General features: G+C 31.5%; 22 protein-coding genes. 17 read left to right on the plus strand and 5 right to left on the minus strand.

Going from position 1 to position 18,816, the window contains the following annotated elements; all coding sequences use genetic code 4:
* Positions 1-28: 28 nt before the first annotated feature.
* Positions 29-577 (plus strand): phospholipase D-like domain-containing protein, encoded by a 549-nt coding sequence (locus tag MR07_RS00720; protein ID WP_024070947.1) that lies wholly within the window; start codon positions 29-31, stop codon positions 575-577.
* Between the two features lie 725 nt (positions 578-1,302).
* Here MR07_RS00720 and MR07_RS00725 read toward each other — a convergent pair.
* Both MR07_RS00725 and MR07_RS04320 read right to left on the minus strand, forming a co-directional pair.
* Positions 1,303-1,596: a hypothetical protein gene (locus tag MR07_RS00725; RefSeq protein WP_024070948.1), complete on the minus strand. Its 294-nt coding sequence runs from the start codon at positions 1,594-1,596 to the stop codon at positions 1,303-1,305.
* A gap of 50 nt (positions 1,597-1,646) precedes the next feature.
* The gene (locus MR07_RS04320; RefSeq protein ID WP_158432901.1) at positions 1,647-1,793 is read right to left on the minus strand and encodes a hypothetical protein; all 147 of its coding nucleotides are present in this window, start codon (positions 1,791-1,793) and stop codon (positions 1,647-1,649) included.
* A gap of 140 nt (positions 1,794-1,933) precedes the next feature.
* Here MR07_RS04320 and MR07_RS00730 point away from each other — a divergent pair, with 140 nt between their 5' ends.
* The 4 genes from MR07_RS00730 to MR07_RS00745 all read left to right on the plus strand — a co-directional run bounded on the left by MR07_RS00730 (position 1,934) and on the right by MR07_RS00745 (position 4,827).
* On the plus strand, positions 1,934-2,548 hold the full coding sequence (locus MR07_RS00730; RefSeq protein ID WP_024070949.1) for a restriction endonuclease PLD domain-containing protein: 615 nt from the start codon (positions 1,934-1,936) through the stop codon (positions 2,546-2,548).
* 4 nt (positions 2,549-2,552) lie between these two features.
* Positions 2,553-3,101: a phospholipase D-like domain-containing protein gene (locus MR07_RS00735; protein WP_024070950.1), complete on the plus strand. Its 549-nt coding sequence runs from the start codon at positions 2,553-2,555 to the stop codon at positions 3,099-3,101.
* Positions 3,102-3,649: 548 nt separating this feature from the next.
* Positions 3,650-4,135, plus strand: coding sequence for a restriction endonuclease PLD domain-containing protein (locus MR07_RS00740; protein WP_024070951.1), 486 nt, complete (start codon positions 3,650-3,652; stop codon positions 4,133-4,135).
* Positions 4,136-4,272: 137 nt separating this feature from the next.
* On the plus strand, positions 4,273-4,827 hold the full coding sequence (locus MR07_RS00745) for a phospholipase D-like domain-containing protein (protein WP_024070953.1): 555 nt from the start codon (positions 4,273-4,275) through the stop codon (positions 4,825-4,827).
* 232 nt (positions 4,828-5,059) lie between these two features.
* Here the strand turns inward: MR07_RS00745 and MR07_RS00750 are convergent, their stop codons facing one another.
* Positions 5,060-6,358, minus strand: a complete 1,299-nt coding sequence (locus MR07_RS00750) for a hypothetical protein (protein WP_024070954.1) — start codon at positions 6,356-6,358, stop codon at positions 5,060-5,062.
* Between the two features lie 58 nt (positions 6,359-6,416).
* Between MR07_RS00750 and MR07_RS00755 the strand changes: the two genes are divergently transcribed.
* The 8 genes from MR07_RS00755 (at position 6,417) to MR07_RS04330 (ending at position 12,462) form a co-directional block, all read left to right on the plus strand.
* Complete coding sequence (locus MR07_RS00755; RefSeq protein WP_024070955.1) at positions 6,417-8,063, plus strand: MIP family Ig-specific serine endopeptidase; 1,647 nt, start codon at positions 6,417-6,419, stop codon at positions 8,061-8,063.
* A 136-nt stretch (positions 8,064-8,199) separates the two neighbouring features.
* Positions 8,200-8,421: a hypothetical protein gene (locus MR07_RS04325; protein WP_024070956.1), complete on the plus strand. Its 222-nt coding sequence runs from the start codon at positions 8,200-8,202 to the stop codon at positions 8,419-8,421.
* Positions 8,422-8,490: 69 nt separating this feature from the next.
* A complete protein-coding gene (locus MR07_RS00765) occupies positions 8,491-8,982 on the plus strand; it encodes a hypothetical protein (RefSeq protein ID WP_024070957.1) in 492 nt (163 codons plus the stop codon).
* Positions 8,983-9,039: 57 nt separating this feature from the next.
* Positions 9,040-9,906, plus strand: a complete 867-nt coding sequence (locus MR07_RS00770; protein ID WP_024070958.1) for a hypothetical protein — start codon at positions 9,040-9,042, stop codon at positions 9,904-9,906.
* 95 nt (positions 9,907-10,001) lie between these two features.
* Positions 10,002-10,877: a hypothetical protein gene (locus MR07_RS00775; protein ID WP_024070959.1), complete on the plus strand. Its 876-nt coding sequence runs from the start codon at positions 10,002-10,004 to the stop codon at positions 10,875-10,877.
* A gap of 102 nt (positions 10,878-10,979) precedes the next feature.
* Positions 10,980-11,423 carry a hypothetical protein gene (locus MR07_RS00780; RefSeq protein WP_024070960.1) on the plus strand — a complete coding sequence of 148 codons (444 nt, stop codon included), beginning with the start codon at positions 10,980-10,982 and terminating at the stop codon, positions 11,421-11,423.
* Between the two features lie 57 nt (positions 11,424-11,480).
* Positions 11,481-12,260 carry a hypothetical protein gene (locus tag MR07_RS00785; protein WP_024070961.1) on the plus strand — a complete coding sequence of 260 codons (780 nt, stop codon included), beginning with the start codon at positions 11,481-11,483 and terminating at the stop codon, positions 12,258-12,260.
* A 52-nt stretch (positions 12,261-12,312) separates the two neighbouring features.
* A complete protein-coding gene (locus MR07_RS04330) occupies positions 12,313-12,462 on the plus strand; it encodes a hypothetical protein (RefSeq protein WP_024070962.1) in 150 nt (49 codons plus the stop codon).
* 78 nt (positions 12,463-12,540) lie between these two features.
* Here MR07_RS04330 and MR07_RS00790 read toward each other — a convergent pair whose 3' ends face one another.
* Together MR07_RS00790 and MR07_RS00795 are read right to left on the minus strand one after the other, a co-directional pair.
* Complete coding sequence (locus MR07_RS00790; protein ID WP_024070963.1) at positions 12,541-13,089, minus strand: phospholipase D-like domain-containing protein; 549 nt, start codon at positions 13,087-13,089, stop codon at positions 12,541-12,543.
* 4 nt (positions 13,090-13,093) lie between these two features.
* Positions 13,094-13,720: a restriction endonuclease PLD domain-containing protein gene (locus tag MR07_RS00795; protein ID WP_024070964.1), complete on the minus strand. Its 627-nt coding sequence runs from the start codon at positions 13,718-13,720 to the stop codon at positions 13,094-13,096.
* A 280-nt stretch (positions 13,721-14,000) separates the two neighbouring features.
* On the opposite strand from MR07_RS00795, the gene tsaD reads away from it, so the two are divergent.
* The 4 genes from tsaD (at position 14,001) to MR07_RS00815 (ending at position 18,813) form a co-directional block, all read left to right on the plus strand.
* On the plus strand, positions 14,001-14,945 hold the full coding sequence (tsaD, locus tag MR07_RS00800) for a tRNA (adenosine(37)-N6)-threonylcarbamoyltransferase complex transferase subunit TsaD (RefSeq protein WP_268743530.1): 945 nt from the start codon (positions 14,001-14,003) through the stop codon (positions 14,943-14,945).
* A 2-nt stretch (positions 14,946-14,947) separates the two neighbouring features.
* Positions 14,948-16,108, plus strand: a complete 1,161-nt coding sequence (locus MR07_RS00805) for a methionine adenosyltransferase domain-containing protein (RefSeq protein WP_024070966.1) — start codon at positions 14,948-14,950, stop codon at positions 16,106-16,108.
* Between the two features lie 170 nt (positions 16,109-16,278).
* Positions 16,279-17,175, plus strand: coding sequence for a tRNA ligase subunit PheS family protein (locus tag MR07_RS00810; protein WP_024070967.1), 897 nt, complete (start codon positions 16,279-16,281; stop codon positions 17,173-17,175).
* Between the two features lie 3 nt (positions 17,176-17,178).
* Positions 17,179-18,813: a hypothetical protein gene (locus MR07_RS00815; protein WP_024070968.1), complete on the plus strand. Its 1,635-nt coding sequence runs from the start codon at positions 17,179-17,181 to the stop codon at positions 18,811-18,813.
* The last annotated feature ends 3 nt before the right edge of the window (positions 18,814-18,816 follow it).

Consider the following 18,816-nt stretch of genomic DNA (forward strand, 5'->3'; position numbering starts at 1 on the left):
AATAACTTACAAAAAATTTTTTAGATAAATGTTGCTTAAAGACTTAAAAGAAGCCGAAGCTCTTCGAACAATTACCTTACCTTTAATTGTTCCTTCAGAGAAAGAAGTTTTAGATTCGAAAGAACTGGATTTATCTTGATCAGCACTCAATGCCTGTTATAGCAAGCCTTTGGTGAATGAAAAAACTGGAAGAATACAAAGTTGATACGATGTACAAATAATTATTGAAGGAGAAGATAATTTGCCTTCTAGAAAAGAATGATTTTATTTAGTTACAGATTGTGGATTTTTATGTAAGGCATGTTTTGCAGGTAAGAAAGTTAAATGGTTGAGTACTTTTGAAGATTCAGAAATTATAGGTGGTTGAATAAAAAGTAAGTTGGCTGATGAGTTTGAATTAATAGATGGTTTTGATTATGTTTACCAAGATCAGAGAAAGTGAGGAGTAATTACTAAAGAGGTTTTGGAAGATTATGGGGGAAAACAAATAATTTTAAAGAAAACAAATATAACCAAAAAAGATAAGAAAGGTATTGAAAGGGATGTATGATTTATATCTTTTCCTTACAAGCTTTAAATAACTTTTTAGTTTAGTTAGTTAATTACCTGCTTAACTTTATTGGTTTTGAAAAAAGCTTAAAAGAGAAAATTTATTTTTTATTTATTTAATCTTTACTCGGGAATAGTAACTATTAACAAAATCTCTAAAAATTTTGTTAGTCTTTTTGAATATGCCGATAATAAAAAAATGTTTTGAAATGTTTTGCCCCCCCCTCTAAATAAGTAATTCAGAGTTAATTAGTGAAAAACTCTCTCCACTCCACCTTTCCTGCTTAGTCATATTTGTATGAAAGTTGGATATTTTCTCTTCTTTGTCCTAGAACTGCAAATTTCCCATCAGACTTCAGATGTTTTTTAGTTTTGTCTTTACCTAATTTTTATTTCCCGCGCACCCCCTCTCACTTTTTCAACCTGCTCTACAAGTCATGTCCTCGTAGCCTTTAAACAAGTGTCAATTCTCGTACCCCTTTCTTCCGTCGGACTTTCGTTGAAAGCCTAATCACACCCTTTGTCCCAACTTAAGTTAATCGCGATCCCCCCCTCAAAACACCGATTGTGCTGTTAGCCTTCCTAGATATTCCTAAATCTAGGATGCCTTTCACGTTTTTATCCGCCCCTTAATCCTTACTAGCTGTTCCATCAATTCCAATAACAATTACCTCGTTCCCTTCACTCTCATCTTGAGTTCCCGCCCTACCAATCTTTCCTTAACCAATCGATTTATCCTTTTTTAAATTTCCACTAATATCCCCTCTCCCCCTTCTCCACCTCAGCAAATCCAACAAACAAATAAACTTCCCGTTCTTCAATCTTCTCTTCAATCGCGCATGTCCCGCAACCCAGCTCTCAAATACCCCCAACACTTGGCTTATAGTAGGCAACTCGCTCCATGCTCAATTTTCTCGTTAATACATCATTTCCTTGTTTGCTATCCTTTCGAATTTCCCCCCTCCGCTTACTCCCGAAGGTTACACCATTCATATCTTTCGCAAATTCCCCACCCTTCAATATTTGTAATCTTCAGCCTAATCCCACTTACCAAAGATTTAACGTCTTTATACTTCGTTCCTAACCAACCAAATTTCCTAGGAGCAAAAAAACCTGTCTTCGAAGATATCTCTCTTATTACCATTTGCTCAGATAGACCCCTTACCAACTCTTAATGCCTCTGGGTTCCTTACATCTAAAGCTTTCATTGACCCTCACCAATTTCCTACTTGAGTTATATTCACTGTTTCACCTTCATCAACTGAATTACCAATAGCGATAGGACGCGCTCTTCTCTTTTTTCTAAAAATTATGCATTTTTGTCGAGGACGAGTAATTAACTAATTAAATAGGACTTTATTTATTGAACAAATTATCAATCCCAATGGAAAATAAATTTTTTCTAACTAATACTTGTCCCTTATTGCAAAAATGAGAGCAAGGACTACTTAATGATCGCTTTTTGGAAGAACTTAACAAGTCAGATCAATTAGAGATTGCTGTAGGATTTTGTTCCCACAAATCGCTTAGAGCATTAGATACATTGATTTTTAGAAAGAAAATTAAAAAAGTGTGTGTAATTCTAGGAATGTATTACTTCAACGGAATTCCTGAATCATTGTATGAGTTGGTTTTAGAAATTAATGAAAAATGACGAAGGGAAGGGATAGGAGAAATAAGATTGGTACATTCTTGCAAATACCATGGAAAACTTTATTGTTTTTACCGAAACAATAGAATTATTTCAGCCATCATAGGTTCTCCCAATTTAAGTTTCTTAATTAAGGAACAAGTTGGCCCAGCTCAACACGAAATAGCTTTATTAACAAATAATCGCAGAACTCTCAAAAAGTTTTCAAAATATTTCGAATATTTGAAGTCTAAAAGAATCTCTGAAAACGTAGAAATTCTCGAAAAATATAAATCACATCTAGAGGAAGACAAACGATTAAACACCGAGAAAAAACAATTTAAAATAATCTACAAAAAATTCTTGTAGAGCGGTGTTATACCTTAAAGAATTGGAGGATTCCAAAGCACTTCGAACCATTACCTTGCCGTTAATTGTTCCAACAGAGAAAGAAGTCTTGGATTCAAAAGAATTAGATTTATCAAAATCACCTTTAAATGCCTGCTATAGTAAACCTTTAGTTAATGAAAAAACCGGAAAAAAACAGAGCTGATTTGATGTAAGGTTAACTGTTGAAGGAGAAGAGAATTTACCTTCTAGAAAAGAGTGGTTCTTTTTAGTTACAGATCATGGATATGCGTTTAAAGCTTGTTTTGCGGGGAGAAAAGTTAAGTGATTAAGTTCTTTTGAAAACTCAAGACTTATAGGTAAGTGAATAAAAGGGAGGTTAATTGATTGTGAAATAGTGGGCCATTTTGATTACGTAGAAGATGATCCAAAAAAAAGAGGAGTAATTACTAAAGAAGATTTGGAATGATACGGAGGAAATAAAGTAATTCTCAAGAAAACTACTATAACTGAAAAGGATAAACAAGGAATTGCAAGAGACGTATGACTAATTTCTTTTCCTTTAAAACTTTAAATAGCTTTTTTTAATTATTTAGTTCATAAGTTATTTTTTTAGGTTTCGATAAATTTCTCAAAAGCGAATAATATTTTTTACTTCTCGTCACTTGTTTCATATTCTGTTTGTTCTAAAGATTATTTGAATTCATTAGATTTTCCGATATTTAGTTAAAAAGGTACCAATCACCAATATTTTTCTGTCCCCTTCTTCTCTACCCCTAAGTAAGATTCTTTCTTAAAGATTCGCAGTCTACTAGAACGACCGGTTAAAGATCAAAATTAATACAAAAAATTTCATTGCGTCTTTCAATAATTTTGACAGTTCTGTTGTAATGTGTGACTCCTTGACTAATCCAAATATCAAGTCTAGTCTCAACGGCAAGATTGATACTATCTTTTTTAAAAGAGTCCATATTAAGTTAACAAATTTTTAATTTTAGAAGTTATTAATAAAAACTCATTTTTTTGCTAAAAAATTATGCATTTTTGTCAATGACGAGTAATTAATTAGAATAGGACTTCACTGTTTGAAACAACCATTAAACCAAATAGAGATGTGAATTAATGGAAGATGAGGTTCTTGTCACTAGCATTTGTACATTCTTAGAGGAGCAGGAACAAGAATTACTTAATGATCGTTTTAGGGAAGAACTTAAGAAATCGGATCGATTAGAAATTTCTGTAGGATTTTGCTCCTATGAATCATTAAGAGAGCTAGAGAAATTGATTTTGCAAATGAATATTAAAAAGGTATGTGTCATTTTAGGAATGTATTACTTTAATGGATTTCCTGAACCACTGCATAAATTTACTTTAGAAATGAATGAGAGGTGAATGAAAGCAGGCATAGGAGAAATAAGATTGGTACACGCTTGAAAATACCATGTAAAACTTTATTGTTTTTTCAGGAATAATCAAATTTTCTCAGCAATATTTGGCTCCCCCAATTTAAGTTTTTTAACCGAGAGGCCAGTTAACCATAAGGCCCAAAAAGAAATGGCTTGCCTGATAAAAGAACCAAAAAACTCACAAGTTTTTCAAAATATTTAGAATATTTGAAGTCCAAGAAAATCTCTGAAAATATAAAAATTCTCGAAAAATATAAATTAAATGCAAATTTAAAAAGAAGAAAAAATCTAAAAAGACACGAAAAATTTCTAAAATAATTTACAAAAAATTTTCTGGAGATGACGTTATATCTTAAAGAGCAAGAAGAGGCCCAAGCTCTTCGGACTATCACTTTGCCTTTAATTGTTCCTTCAGAAAAGGAAGTGTTAAATTCCAAAGAATTAGATCTATCTGGCTCAGCTCTTAATGCTTGTTATAGTAAACCTTTGGTTAACAAAAAAACTGGAAAGAAACAAAGTTGATTTGATGTACAACTAATCATTGAGGGAGAAGAAAATTTGCCTTCTAGAAAAGAATGGTTTTATTTGGCAACAGATAGTGGATATCTATTCAAGGCATGTTTTGCAGTTAAGAAAGTTAAAAGGTTAAGTTGTTTTGAAGATTCAGAGATTATAGGTACATGAATAAAAGGTAGACTGGCTGACGAGTGTGAATTAGCGAGTAGTTTCGATTATGCGGAAGAGGATCAAGAAAAAGAAGGAATAATTACTAAAGAGGTTTTGGAAATATATGGAGGAGATCAAATATTTCTAAAGAAAACAAATATTACTGAAAAAGATAATAAAGGCATTGAAAGGGATATATGATTAATTTCTTTTCCCTTTACACACTAAATCAAAAGCTCTCACCTAGTTAGTTATCTTCTTAACTTATTCATTAACTTTTCCATCAGTAATCTTAGTAAGTGAGTTTTATCAGGTCATAAGACTTTAGTTAATTGTTGGAAAAAACAAAAAGTATGAAAAATAGGTTTAGTTTATGCTATAAGCTTCTTAGCTACTCTTAAGTTTTTTCTTCTTTTATCGCGACTTCTGTCGCTTACTAATTACTTAAACACATAACTAACTAAGCAGTACTTATTGATTGAGAGAGGTAACTTTCTCTAATTACTGGAAAGACTCCAGATCCCTTAGTTGGATCAAATACTATTGCTGGTCATTGATTCTTAGAACTATCTTTAGTTCTAAGAGTGAAATGTCTTACACTGTAATGTTTGATTCAATCAACAAGTAGAGATACATTTCACTCTTTATCTAGAGTTTTATCTGGAGTGATAGTAAGTTTCACATCTGGCTTGTAATCACTTTCTCCTTTTAATTCATGCAATGCGTCAGGACCTGCCGCATAGTTAATGTGATTAGGAAAGAAAGATTCAAATCTTTCCTTATCTCCTCCCTTCAATACTTGAATTAAGTGTCCTTTAAATATTCCTAAATCCTTGGATTGTGAACTAAGAAGGTTATACATAATATTTAGATCCTTAGATTCAAATTCCATAGGATTTAGAGTAGCGCTATCATAATCATGATTATCTTTCTTGGATAATCAAATTTCTTGAAAATAAAGTTCAAAGAAATCTTTTTCTATTTGACTTAAAGATTTGTAAAGAGTACTTAATTGTTTTTTAAGTTCTTTTCTTTTCTTGTTGTGAAAGTAATTCTTTACAAACTTGTATTTACTTAAAGCAGATTGATTAAAGAATCATATGTGAAATCCAAAATTTAGCTTTAATCTAAGTAATTCTTTATCTCATCAAACATATCAATTCTTCTGACCTATTCTGTCAGAAGGAAAATAAACTAATCTTTTGATTTCAGATGTGGAAATAGTTGTTCCCTTGAAATAAATATCAATAGCATCCTGATTTAAAGCATTTCTAGCTAACTTAGTATAAGGAGTTAATATGTTTTCTACTTTTATTAACTCCTGATAGTATTTGGATTCATCTAATAAGTCAGTATCATCAACTTTCTTCTCAAACCATCTATCAATAGTTAATTGATTCAACTTAACTGTTTTAAGTCATTCCCATTCTCTTCCATCTAAATAATCACTTCTTTGTACTTGAATAAATAAATTGGGTTGATTGGAACCTTCAACCTTTTTAGTACCAAAGTTATCTATTGAATTAATGTTTGTTTGATAGTTGTAATATCTCTTGTAGTAACCTTCTAACCTATCTTTATCTTCCTGCAATAACTTATCATTATTGGTGCTTCCATTTAATAGAGGTATCCTGAAGAAATAATGATGTATTGCTGGTGCTTCGGAAAGTGTTTGCTTAGGTATTGTGATTGCAATTGGGGAGCCCAATGCAAAAAGAGGTAATCCAAAACTAAATAATTTAGGTATTCTGAAAGCCATTAAAAATAATTAAAATAAAGTTTTAAACTTGTATAATTTTTAATTTTTTTAACTAATTATGGCTGTTGCTCCTTTAATTATTAATGGAGCGAAAGCTTTATTAGTATTAGGAGTTGGGTTTGGTGGACATCAAGTTTATTGGAGATTAGGGGGTAATTATTTAGATGATGGTTTCTTTTATTTTGCAGATAAGATGTCACTGCCTAATAGAGACTTCTTGAAGCACAATAAGGTTTATGATTCTGAATCTGCAATTACTCAAAATGATGAGTGAGCTCAAAGTAAGGACTGACAAGATAGAAATAGTTATCACATAGGATTTAAGACTGGCGTAGCAGTTAGAGATAAGCTAAATCTTTTGGACTATAACGGCTTCAGAGATAGAGCTTTTGTATATAAAGTAATCAAAGACCATACTTTGAAATTGGCAATGCCTTGCCAATCAGGGACTGGTTGATTGTTAGACTTTGAGCTTCCTGCAAATGGTAAGTATCCAACTAAGTGATTTGTTGCAACCAATCTACACGTAATTAACATGTTTAGATTCAAAAGCAATCCTTATGGGGTTGCTTTGCCAATAACAGAAAGATATGTAAATCAATTGAGAGCAAGTAAGATGCAACCGTGAAGAGATTTAAATAGTTGTGAACAAGCTATTGTTAACAACAATACAGAGCTTCAACTATATACAGAAAGGGATGAGATAGATAGACATATCTATCCTGAATATAGAAATTATTGGTACGGTCATCAAACTTGAACAGACATTTATAGATTCTCAAATTATCTTGATAGACCAACTGCATATACAACCATCATTAAGGACCCTAAGTTAGTCTATACAGCTATAGACTTTTTGGGTCCTAGATATACAGTTTCTGGTCATCAAAATACAAAAGTTAGTTATTTCAAGGACTTTGGAGTTATGGAAATAGATTTTGAAAATGAAGATCAAGCAAGAGTTATGACTAACGGAACATACGATAAGTATTACAAAGATAAAGCAAATAGTCCATATTGACACAAAGGTCCTGCAGTTGATGTCTTTGCTCCCGAATTAATGAGTAAATATGACCCACAACAACTAGCTAAATCAGGAGACAGATACTATATAGGAGGGTATCCAGGGTCAGTGTCTGAAAACCTTTCCTTTAGCATTAATGCACAAGTAAAGGTTTCACGGCCTAGAGATTGAGGTTATTACAATAACTATCTACATAACGCAGAATTAACCAGTAGTAAGTTAACTTTCTTCAAAAAGTACCACAGTCAAGATGATTCCTCATACAACTTACTGAATAGTAGAGGTCAAGTAATTCCTGGACACGCAGATATAGAAAAAATAGATAAAAGAACTGATTCCTCCAAGATTACTTGAGACGGACAAACATTAAATGGTTGAGGTTACAACTATTTGATTGACAATACTTTCCTTGGAAAAGGGGCTTCCGGTTCTATGGTTCTAAATCAAAACGGGGAACTATTAGGTCTTTATAGAATGTACAATCCAGGTCTGAATTATGGATTCGTTGAACCCTTAAGAGCTAGTTGGGTAGTTGACGACAAAGGAAAAATTATCCTTCCAGGATTTGACTTGTTGACTGGAACAAAAGGTCAAGCTGTTTCTTATAAATCTCAATTATTGAAGTACAAACCAAATCTAAATACTTATCTAAAAAGTAAATCTTGGAAGTTAAAGAATTAGTCTAAAAGTTAAATAGTTTAAAGATCCTGAAGCATATAGTTTTTTAGTTAATTCAAGAAGTAATTAGATCTTTATAACTCCTTTTTAATTCTTTGTTGGGGGGGGCAATTTATAAAAGACATAGAGTTAATGCATATTGTGTCACTCTTTTAGCGGGAGCTTTAGTAACCTCTACAACTGCAATTACAACAATAAGCAACAAGAATTAATTACATGACTTACAACTGCTGGAGAAAGTATCTCTCAATTCTTTCAACTTCAACAACAAGTTCAACAAATTCCTTCACATCCTATTGATGTAATAAGTGCCCTGACAAAAATCTATAGGTTCTTTTCAGAAAAGGCAAAAACAACTTAACAATTTTTCTCCCCAGAAATCTTTGATTTTCAAAGATTTATAAATTTTTTACATATAGTCAAGAGTCTTTTGTTTAGTATTTTTGATTCCAGAGTCTTTTATGAACTATTTACTAGATTAGACACAAAAATAAAGATTTTTGTCAAGCAAAAGAAAGTCTTTTGAATCTTTTTTAATGAAGAAAATTGAAAGAACACTCAAAAGATTGGAGGAGTATTTTTAGGATTACAGGAAGAGACTAATAAATTTCTTACTACAAACCCAAGTCTTTTTAGTTACTTATTGTTAAAGTTTGCAGGAGATCCTGAGAAAATTTCTAAGGACTTTGTGACACTTTCTAAGGAAGTTGAAAGAAAGAAGAATAACTTAAACAATACAGAAGGAAGATTTAAAGGTATCAGTCAAAATCTCCCTAAATATTCATTAACTTTAGATTGATTAGATTGTGTTTTCGAATCTACTTGACTTTGGTGAAGGTGTTCTAGTAATAAGAGTTCAAGACAAGTAGGTATATCTTCAGAGACTTTTAATAGTTTGGCAAAATTCTTTAATCTCTATTAGATTTTTTTATATCTCTAAAATTGTAGAGGAATACTTAAAAAGTAGATAATTTAAGAGATGAGTCTTTTACACAAAATATTTGTTTCTGGCGGGGTTGCCTGCGCACCCTTAACTTATATTTTTTCTAGTTTTAATGGCGCAGGAACTTTAGAGATCAAAGATGTAAGTGATCAAGTAGGTCAAACTGCAGGACTAAAAAGAGTAGCAATATTAGTAAACAATAAGAACAGACTTAAAGATGGCAAAGCAGAAATTTCCAAGATTTGCGAAGGAACTAGCTCAAGTAAACATGAACTAGTTGGATTAGGAATATTAAAGGAAGTTAATACTAATCAAGTAGTCAAAGATGGTTTTATTGAAAATGCTTTGATTCCTTTAGGTTGTGTTTCTAATGGAGGGCAAAAATTAGAAGTTGTAGGAAATACTTCTAATTTCTGATATGGAGTTTTAGATTATGAAAATGTGATTGTTGAATTATTAAGTCATGGAATAGATAAAACCAAAACGGGAAAGGATCAAGATCAAACAGTTGGTTGAGACGGAGGAGATGGAATTTGAAAGTCAGAAGAAGCAAAAGATTTGGAAGAGTTTGATAAATGTTACTACAAAAAACTTCCTCAAATGGGAAATATCTTGAAGAGATCTTTTGGAGGTAGCAAAGTTGAACAAAAGAACATTAAATTAACTGATGATTCAAATTGTTCAAATAAAAAGTTTGGAGTTTCTGTTATAAACATCTATAGCAAAAAAGGTGGTTGAACATTCTGACCTCATAATGAGGATGGTTTGGATTGAGGACAATTTAACAAAATATATGGAGATAGACTAAGTAGAGTCAAAATAGGAGACGGAAAGCTAATGGTAGGAGATAATGACATATTTAATGGATTCCCTAGAAAAATAAATGTTGTGCCTAAAAGTTAATTTAAGTTAAAGAAGGAAGTTCATTAGATAAAGTCAGTTTAATTAAATTTCTGTAAGATATAGATTCTTCGTAACACTTAGTTTTTAGTAGTAGTTTGTTTCTTGGGGGGGGCATTCTTTGCAAAAATAAAGTAATATTTTACAGTTGTTTAGTAGCGTTAAGTGCTACATCAACTGTAGGAATTGTCTGTATTGAAAATAGTAAATCAACATTTTCTTCATGAGGTAGACAAATAGGAGGATTATTTTCTAATGCAAGCAGCTCTTCATCATTTTCTACAGATTCTGTAACTCCTGCTCTTATACAGGCAGGAACACAGATTGCTAGTGTAGTTACAACACATATGTGACCCTTCTTGACCAGTAGTGTCGGAGCTTTTGCAAATCTAAGAACAACCTATACAGATTTCTTTGGAAGTATCAAACACTTTTTAATGTCCTTAGTAGATTCAGAAATCTTTTATAGGATTTTTCAAAACTTACATATGAAGCTGTGAAACGTTACTTCTTTTTTCGTCTCTGGGGGAGCAAGTTCTGATTTTATAGAACTGTTTAAAAATCAAGAGTTAAGCAATACACTGAAGGTGGGTAAGTTCTTATTAGGTTTGCCCCTTGATGGGAATAATAATTTCAAAGCAAAACCTAATGTATTTAACTATTTACTCTTAAAGTGAATGGATGATCCTTCAAAGATTACTAAGAAATTTAAGTCTTTATCAGATTCTATAAAGAAATTAACTAACAATAGTAGTTCTGGAGGGGGAAGTGGGGGCACTAGTTCAGCACTAAGTGGGTCAGGTACTTATGAATTGGAAATACCTACATTAGAACAATTTTTAAATATTGAAAAACAACATATAGAAAGTTGGTGAAAGTTGTTTTGAGGCGGTGAAGTTGTAGCCAAAATTAAGGGTCAGACTGATGTAGTTGGTGGCTTGAGATCTTGACTCTTTAACTTATGGACCTGATAGTCAATAAATTAGTTTTTAATTTTTTTCAGGGAAAAAATAATGTAAAGACTTAATTTAAGAGCCCCTTCCTACCCAAGCAAACTTAAAAACTCCGTATAGATTATGGGTTTGACTAAGTTTCTATTAGTCCCATCTTCAGGGGTATTGGCAATACCAGTGTCTTTAATGTCTATAAATACTGAAATTGATCATGAGATAGTATTGGCAACTTATCAATCCTACATCAATTCTGATATAGCCGATCAAGCTTTTAATGATTATTCATTAAAAACAATCTACTTTGAAACTGACAAAGAGGTTTTTAATGGATTTGCCTCAGGAGCTTTTGATTTAGCCATCTTAAGTTCCTCTACATTGGAGGAGGACATTTCTAAAAATTTAGCTAAAAAGATTGATTGAAACAAATTCACTTCTATTAAAAGTCAGTTAGGAATAAATGGGGGGGGAGGTGAAAACGGACAACAAGGGCAAATTAGTAAAAAATTGGGATCAATATATTCCCCCGTTGTCAATAAGTTCTTTGAAAATGCACCAAGTTTAGCATAATATGGAGTTCCTTATTTTATAAGCTACTTAGCTTTTGCTTATAGAGGTAAGAAAGAATTGGGACAAGGTAGTGGATCTACACAAGTTGTTGCAACATCTTCTGAGGAAACTTCTTCTTCTGGACAAAAACCTATAAGCTGAAATGAATTAATGAAAAAGATCTCTCAAGATGAACGATTTAAGTCCCACAATGGAGAACCAAAACTAGGAATGGTAGAAGATGAACTAACTCTATTTTCTCTTTCTAAGTTAAGTAATAGTTCTTCTTCTTCGGAAGAATTATTTAAGAAAGAAACTAAAACATCTGAAGATGATTTTTACAACCAATATATGCAAATCAACAAGTCAGGAATTAACAAAGATATTCTTGGAGACAGACCTTTGTTTTTTAGTCCTGATTCAGTTGTGTTATCAGAAGCTCTTAGTTCAAGAAAACTAGAAGGTATTTTCTTTTACAATGGTGATGCCCTGTACGCACACCAAATGTTAGAAGAGGGGGAAGAAGAGAGTGATAGTAGTGATTCAGATTCTTCCGACGAGGATAAAGAAATTCATGTTGCTCCTTTATCTCCAGCCCTTTGATTTTTAGATAGTATTGTTATTTCTTCAAAATCAAGTCCTGCAAAAGAAGAGAGAATCTATAAATTCTTGGAAAAATTATCTTTTGAAAATTTTGATAAGTTATCTAGTTTAGATAGACAAAAAGAATTAGAAGATGAAGAGGTTGAAGAGAAAGAGAATAGACCGGAATGATTACTTGATAACTTTAAAGAAATTGGATATACCCCAACTTTAAAAGAATTCAATAAATGAATTAAGGGGGGAAAATCCTCCTAAAAGTCCACCACCCCCTCCCCCAAAAGAGGGAGACAATTTTTACAAAAAAGAAATGGAATTTCTTTTCGGCGATCCAGATATAGAAAAATGTTTAGAAAAAACTAATGGCCAAACATGTTCTATAGTCTTTGAAAGAGGTTTAAATGATTCTCAGAATTTAAACCTAGCTTTAGCTTTTGAGAGATGAAAGAATAATTTCTAGTTACAGATAAGTTACTCTAAGTTTTTGCTATTAATTAATTGAACAAAAAAGTTATCTAAACAATAAGTGAGAAGAAATTTAAAGATTCAAAGGAAAAGAAATTAGTCATACATCTCTCTCAATCCCTTGTTTATCTTTTTCAGTTATAGTAGTTTTCTTTAGAATTACTTTATCTCCTCCGTATCATTCCAAATCTTCTTTAGTAATTATTCCTACTTTCTTTGGATCTTGCTCTACATAATCAAAACGACTCACTATTTCACATTGCGCTAACCTCCCCTTTATTCACTTACCTATAAGTCTTGAATTTTCAAAAGAACTCAATCACTTTATTTTTCTCCCAGCAAAACAAGCTTTGAACAAATATCCATGATCTGTAACTAAAAAGAACCACTCTTTTCTAGAAGGAAGATTATCTTCACCTTCAACGGTTAGTTTTACATCAAATCAACTCTGTTTTTTTCCAGTTCTCTTGTTAATCAAAGGTTTGCTATAACAAGCATTAAGGGGCGATTTGGATAAATCTAGTTCTTTTGAATTTAGAACTTCTTCCTCCGAAGGAACAATTAAAGGCAAAGTAATAGTACGTAGAGATATGGAGTCTTCTAAATCTTTCAGGCACAACATTGCTCTAAGGGGAAAAAATTTTGTAGATAATTTTAGATTGTCTTCGCTCTCCCCCTAAATCGGGGTCTTCTTTTGTGCGTGATTTGTATTTTTCTAGAGCCTCTATTTTTTCAGAGATTCTTCTAGATTTCAAATACTCTAAATATTTTGCAAACTTTTTTAGTGTTCTTGGATTATTTGTTAGTAAGGCTATTTCGTGTTGATCTGGGCCATCAACTTGATTTTCAACCAAAAAACTTAAATTTGGAGAACCTATTATTGCAGAGGAAATTTTATTGTTTCTGTAAAAGCAATAAAGTTTTCCGTGGTATTTGCAAGAATGCACTAACCTTATTTCCCCTATTCCAAACTGCCTTCACCTCTCATTAATTTCTAAAGCCAATTCATATAATCACTTAGGCAATCCATCAAAGTAGTACATTCCAAGGATTACACAAACATTTTTAATAGCCCCTTGCAAAACCAATCTTTCCAATTCTTTTAATGATTTGTGTGAACAAAACCCCACAGCAATTTCCAATCTATCAGATTTGTTGAGCTCTCTTCTAAAGCAATCATTAAATGATTTCTTGTTCCCCTTCTCCCAATAAAGGACAAATACTAGTACCAAGAAACTTCTCTTCAACTTCAATTACATCTTTTTTGAGAAGGTAATGACTCTTTAAAGAACTAAAGAGTCAGAACCAAAAATTACATTTAATCCAAGTAAATTTTTCTAATTGATTTATTCAATTAGTTAATTACTCCTCCTTGACAAAAATGCATAAATTTTTAAAAAATGATTGAGCTCTTTATTAGTAATTTTTGGAATTTAAGATTAAAATAAAATATTTTGCACTAATTTCAAACTTGTTTAGCTTTGAAAAGGTTAAAAAAATAATTTCTAGGATATAAAGAAATTAATATTAGGAATTGAATGTACTTGTGACGATAGCTCAATAGCTATCTATTCTATTGATCAACAAAGAATAATAGGAGAAACTCATTATTCTTCTAGTAAAGAACATTCACAGTTCGGAGGTATAGTTCCGGAGATAGCAGCTAGGGCTCACCAAAAACATCTAATTAAATTGATTGAAGATTGTTTAAAAAAAACAAATTTAGATCTTTCAGATATTAGATACATATCCTTTTCGTCTAATCCAGGACTCCCTTCTTCTCTATTAGTCGGGAAGATGATAGCTACTACTTTAGCTATCTCACTAAAAAAAGAATTAATTCCAGTAAACCACCTAGAAGCACACATATTCTCAATAGGATTAACTAAGGAACTAGAATTTCCTTCTTTAGCATTATTAATTTCTGGCAAAAATACTATTATCTATTTTTTACAAGGTAAAGATAGTATTAAGGAGTTAGAGAAGTGTGAAGATTGCGCGTTAGGCGAAGCCTATGACAAGATAGCTAGAGTGATGGGTTTTGAATACCCAGGAGGCCCTAAACTAGAGAAGTATTATAGGAAAGACATTGATTTAGAGGGCTTCCACTTAACTAAAAGAGATAGAAATACTTCTAACCTTAGTTTGAATTTCTCAGGCTTAATCTCTTCGGCTACTAGAGTTTGAAAAAAATTAAAGAACAATACTTTTTATTCTTTAGATGTAAAAAAAGAAATATTAAGTACTTCTTTTCAGGAAGAAGTAATACTTATTCTTTTTTTGAAACTTAAATATTGAGCTAAAAAATTTAATGTAACTGAGGTATATTGTTCTGGGGGAGTTAGCAGGAACTACGTTTTAAAAGATCATTTAACTAGTAAATTATTTTCAGAGAGAATAAATATGTATTTTGTAGATCCAAAATACTCTGAAGATAATGGAGCAATGATAGCCTATAGAGCTAGCCTATTGATTTAATCATGTATAAATTATCAAGAAGTGCAGAGACAGTAGGAAAGGGACATCCTGACAAAATAGCTGATCTAATTGCAGACAGTATTTTAGATGCTTTAATTGATCAATTAGGAATTCAAGAAACAAGACTATCTGCAGAGGTATTAGTAAGTAATAAAAAAGTTCTAATAGCTGGAGAGGGGAGCTCTAATCCTGATGTAATTTTTGAGGATTTAGCCAAAAAGATACTTTATTTATCTGGTTATGAACCAGATAAATTTGAGATTCTTTTGGATTACAAGAAGCAATCTGAAGAACTTTCTATATTAACTAATAAATGTAGTTTTAGCAATGATCAGGGAATAGTTTTTGGATTCGCTTCAAAAGATTCCGAAGAATTAATTCCATTAGAACAATTATTGGTCAAGAAATTAGCTCTAAAAACTCTTCAATTAATAGAAAATGGAATTTTATGGTGAGCTAAGGAAGACTTCAAAACACTTGTTCACTTAGATATGACTTATAACGATTGACATAAGCTTCAGGAATCAAAACTTATTGCCTTAGTTTTTTCAATTCAACATGTTGAGTTGGTGAAGAAAGATCAAATTGAATCAGATTTAAAGTTAAAAGTTATCTTTCCAACACTAGAAGAATTAAATATTTCTTTTGATGCTCAAACTTCATGATTAATTAATTCTTCAGGAAGCTTCTTAGTTGGAGGATTAGAGGCTGACAGCGGATTAACTAATAGAAAACAAATTTCAGACTCTTTTGGCCCAGCCGCTCACCACGGCGGAGGAGGACTTAGTGGAAAAGATTTAACAAAAATAGACAGATTGGGAGCATATTATGCTCGTTGAATAGCTAAGAATATTGTTGCAACTGGCTTAGCACAAGAATTAGAATTAAAGATTGTTTATGCAATTGGACAATTGGAAGCCATTTCTTATACAATCACTCATTCTAAGGGAATTAAATTTGATCCTCAAAAAATAACTGACTTAATTCATTCTTGTTTCCCGACTAAGGTGAAAGAAATATTTGATCTCTTCACTTCTTCACAATTTTCTTTTGCGGATTTAGCTCAAAATTCTCATTTTGGTTTAAATCCAGAATTACCTTGGGAGAAGTTAGATAGAATGCAAGAAATTAGTGACTGAACAAAAAAATTCTTAAAGAACTAGAGAGGTTAATTAAAGAGTCTTCCTCGAGAGAGGAATTAGACTCTGTATTTAAAAATTGAAGAGCAAAATATACTGATCCGATCAGGGAAAGAATTAAGAAAACTAGTTCTGCAGAAGGTAAGAAAAATCTAGGAATTCAATTAAAAGGTTTAATTAAAAAATCTCAACAATTGTATGAATCTAAAAAATTAAGTTTCTCCAGCTGAAATATACCTTTTCAAGAGGCAAGAGAAATAAATGAAGAGAGTATAGATAAATTCTCAAAACCTAATTATTCTTCAGAGAATTTACTTTCAAATATGTTCGAGAAAGTTTATCAATTTCTTGATAAAAATAACTTTTATTTTTATGAAGAAAGTGAAATAGTCAAAGTGAAGGAAAATTTTGATCTTCTATTAATTCCTGAGTCGCACCCTGCGAGAGCAGAAAGTGATAGTTATTTTCTCTCAAATGCTGATCCAAAGAAATCAGCAATTTTCTCTAAACTTAAGTTTTTAAAGAGTAGTTCTGGACCATTAATGCTCAGAACTCATACAACTACCAGCACACTTAAGCTCCTGAAAAAATATAAGGGAAAAAAATTCTTAGGAGCTTCTATGGGTAATGTTTATAGAAAGGAGGACAATGATTCTACTCATTTGTCCCAATTTAATCAGTTAGATTTGATTTGAGTGGATAGTCAATTAGATCTCTCTAACTTAAGAGAATTAATAGAAAATCTATTAATTTCTCTGTTATTTGAAAAAAATGCAAATTTAAAGATTAAGAATCATTACAGGCTAAGACCTTCTTATTTCCCGTTCACTTCCCCCTCTTATGAAGTAGATTTAGAGTGTAATTGTCAAAAATCTAAAGATTGCTGTTTATGCAAGGGAACAGGGTGAATAGAATTGTTAGGATGTGGCTTTTTAAGACAAGAAATCTTAGAGAAAACACATTCTAGTTATGTAGCCATAGCTTTGGGAATGGGTATAGAAAGACTAACAATTTTAAAGTATGGGATCCAAGATGTTAGAGATCTTTATAGAAATAATTTCTCTAGTGTGGTAAATACAGTTGCAACCTAGTTCTTGTTATTATCTGACAGCTTATTACATTTCTTCCTTCCTGATTTAACAACAAAGTCCTTAGGGAATTTAGAGTCTTATTTAACTAGTATTCAACTAGAAATAGTTGAATACTGAGATCCTATAGTAAAAACTCCTCATCCATTAAAGATACTTAGTGTCTCTTTAGCTGATAGCCAGAGATATAGGTATGAGTTATTGAGTTTAAAGACAGGTAATACTTTTTTTGCTTACTCCAATTTACCTCAACTAGATATAGATAAAGTTGTGTTTGTTTCCAAAAAAACCATACCAAATAAATCTGTCATTAAAGATAGTGAGTTTTTATCTTTTTCAGATATTTTTAAAGATCAAAGCTTAGATGCTAAATCCCCTAAGCCCAAGGCAATTCCCTTAATTATAGATTCCAGAGATTTTGTTTTTGAAGAGTTGCTAAAGTTTAATTTCTTTTTTCCAACTAGAATTTACAGACTAAAGCAAATATATAAATACTTTGATTTTTCTACTATCTGGGTAGTAGCGCAAGAGTTATCTTTACCAGCAAATTTAGCTCCAAAAAAATTTGAGAATGTACAGCCAGAAGATTTATTTCCAAGTAACTCTACTGGAAATTTATTGATGTCTATCTTTCTTAGGTGTCTAAATGAAACATCAGTGAACAGTTACAAAGAAAAATTGAACTTCTTAGTAACTCACCTATTCGGAGATTATGTGAACTTGATTTTCCCGCAACTAGAAAATAAATTTCATAGCCCAAAATTGACTTCTCAAATTAAGTTAAAGAAGTTATTACCTATTTTTTCAGAGTTGAGAGAAAATTGAGAAGAAAAAGTAGTTCAGAGATTGTCAAAAACCCACTTTTCTCTTAGATCAACAGGTTTTGGAGTAAAAAAGAAAGATGAATGAGAAGTCTGTTGACCCCCTTGATATTTGAAAAACAATCTTCCTACTATTTCTGAATTGTTAATCAAGTTAATTCCCTCCGATCAATCCTCAAAATTATTAGATTTAAGCAATCCGACATTTACTTTAAGTGAATTCAACCCAATTGAATTGGCAACAGAAACAAGACAATCCATAAGACTTTTAACTCAAATAAGACTTTATTTGAGAAATCAAGGATTTGTTGAATGCAATTCTGTGAAATTCAATAAAAAAGATAAAAACTTTAAATCTCCTTCTATAGTTCTGACTAGCAACACAAAAGCTAGCTTAAGAGATAATTTGCATATCTCTTTAACTCAAGTATTGATTGAAAATTTCAATCAATCTAATAATTTATATCCAATATTTGAACTTTCTTATTGCCCTTGGTTAAATATTTGGAAATTAGGATTAGCTATAGTTAATAATTTTTCAAAAACTAAAGAAGAAAAGTTTAATTTCTATAATCTTTCTTTGTTGAAAAAATTGGTTATTGATCTTTCTAATCAAGTATTTAATAGAAAGATAGAATTTGAAGAGATTCCTCTTGAACATAGATACTTACCAAACTGAAAAGCTTCTAGAATCTATAAATTAGTTAGTACTGAAAATAGTAAAGAGTTAGATTTAGGAGATCTTTTAGTATTTAGGGAAGAACAGTTAGAAATAAGAAAAAAGGAATTAATTTCTATAAACTTAAATATCCTGCACTAATAC

Source organism: Mycoplasma ovis str. Michigan, assembly GCF_000508245.1.
GTDB lineage: Bacteria > Bacillota_I > Bacilli_A > Mycoplasmatales > Mycoplasmoidaceae > Eperythrozoon_A > Eperythrozoon_A ovis.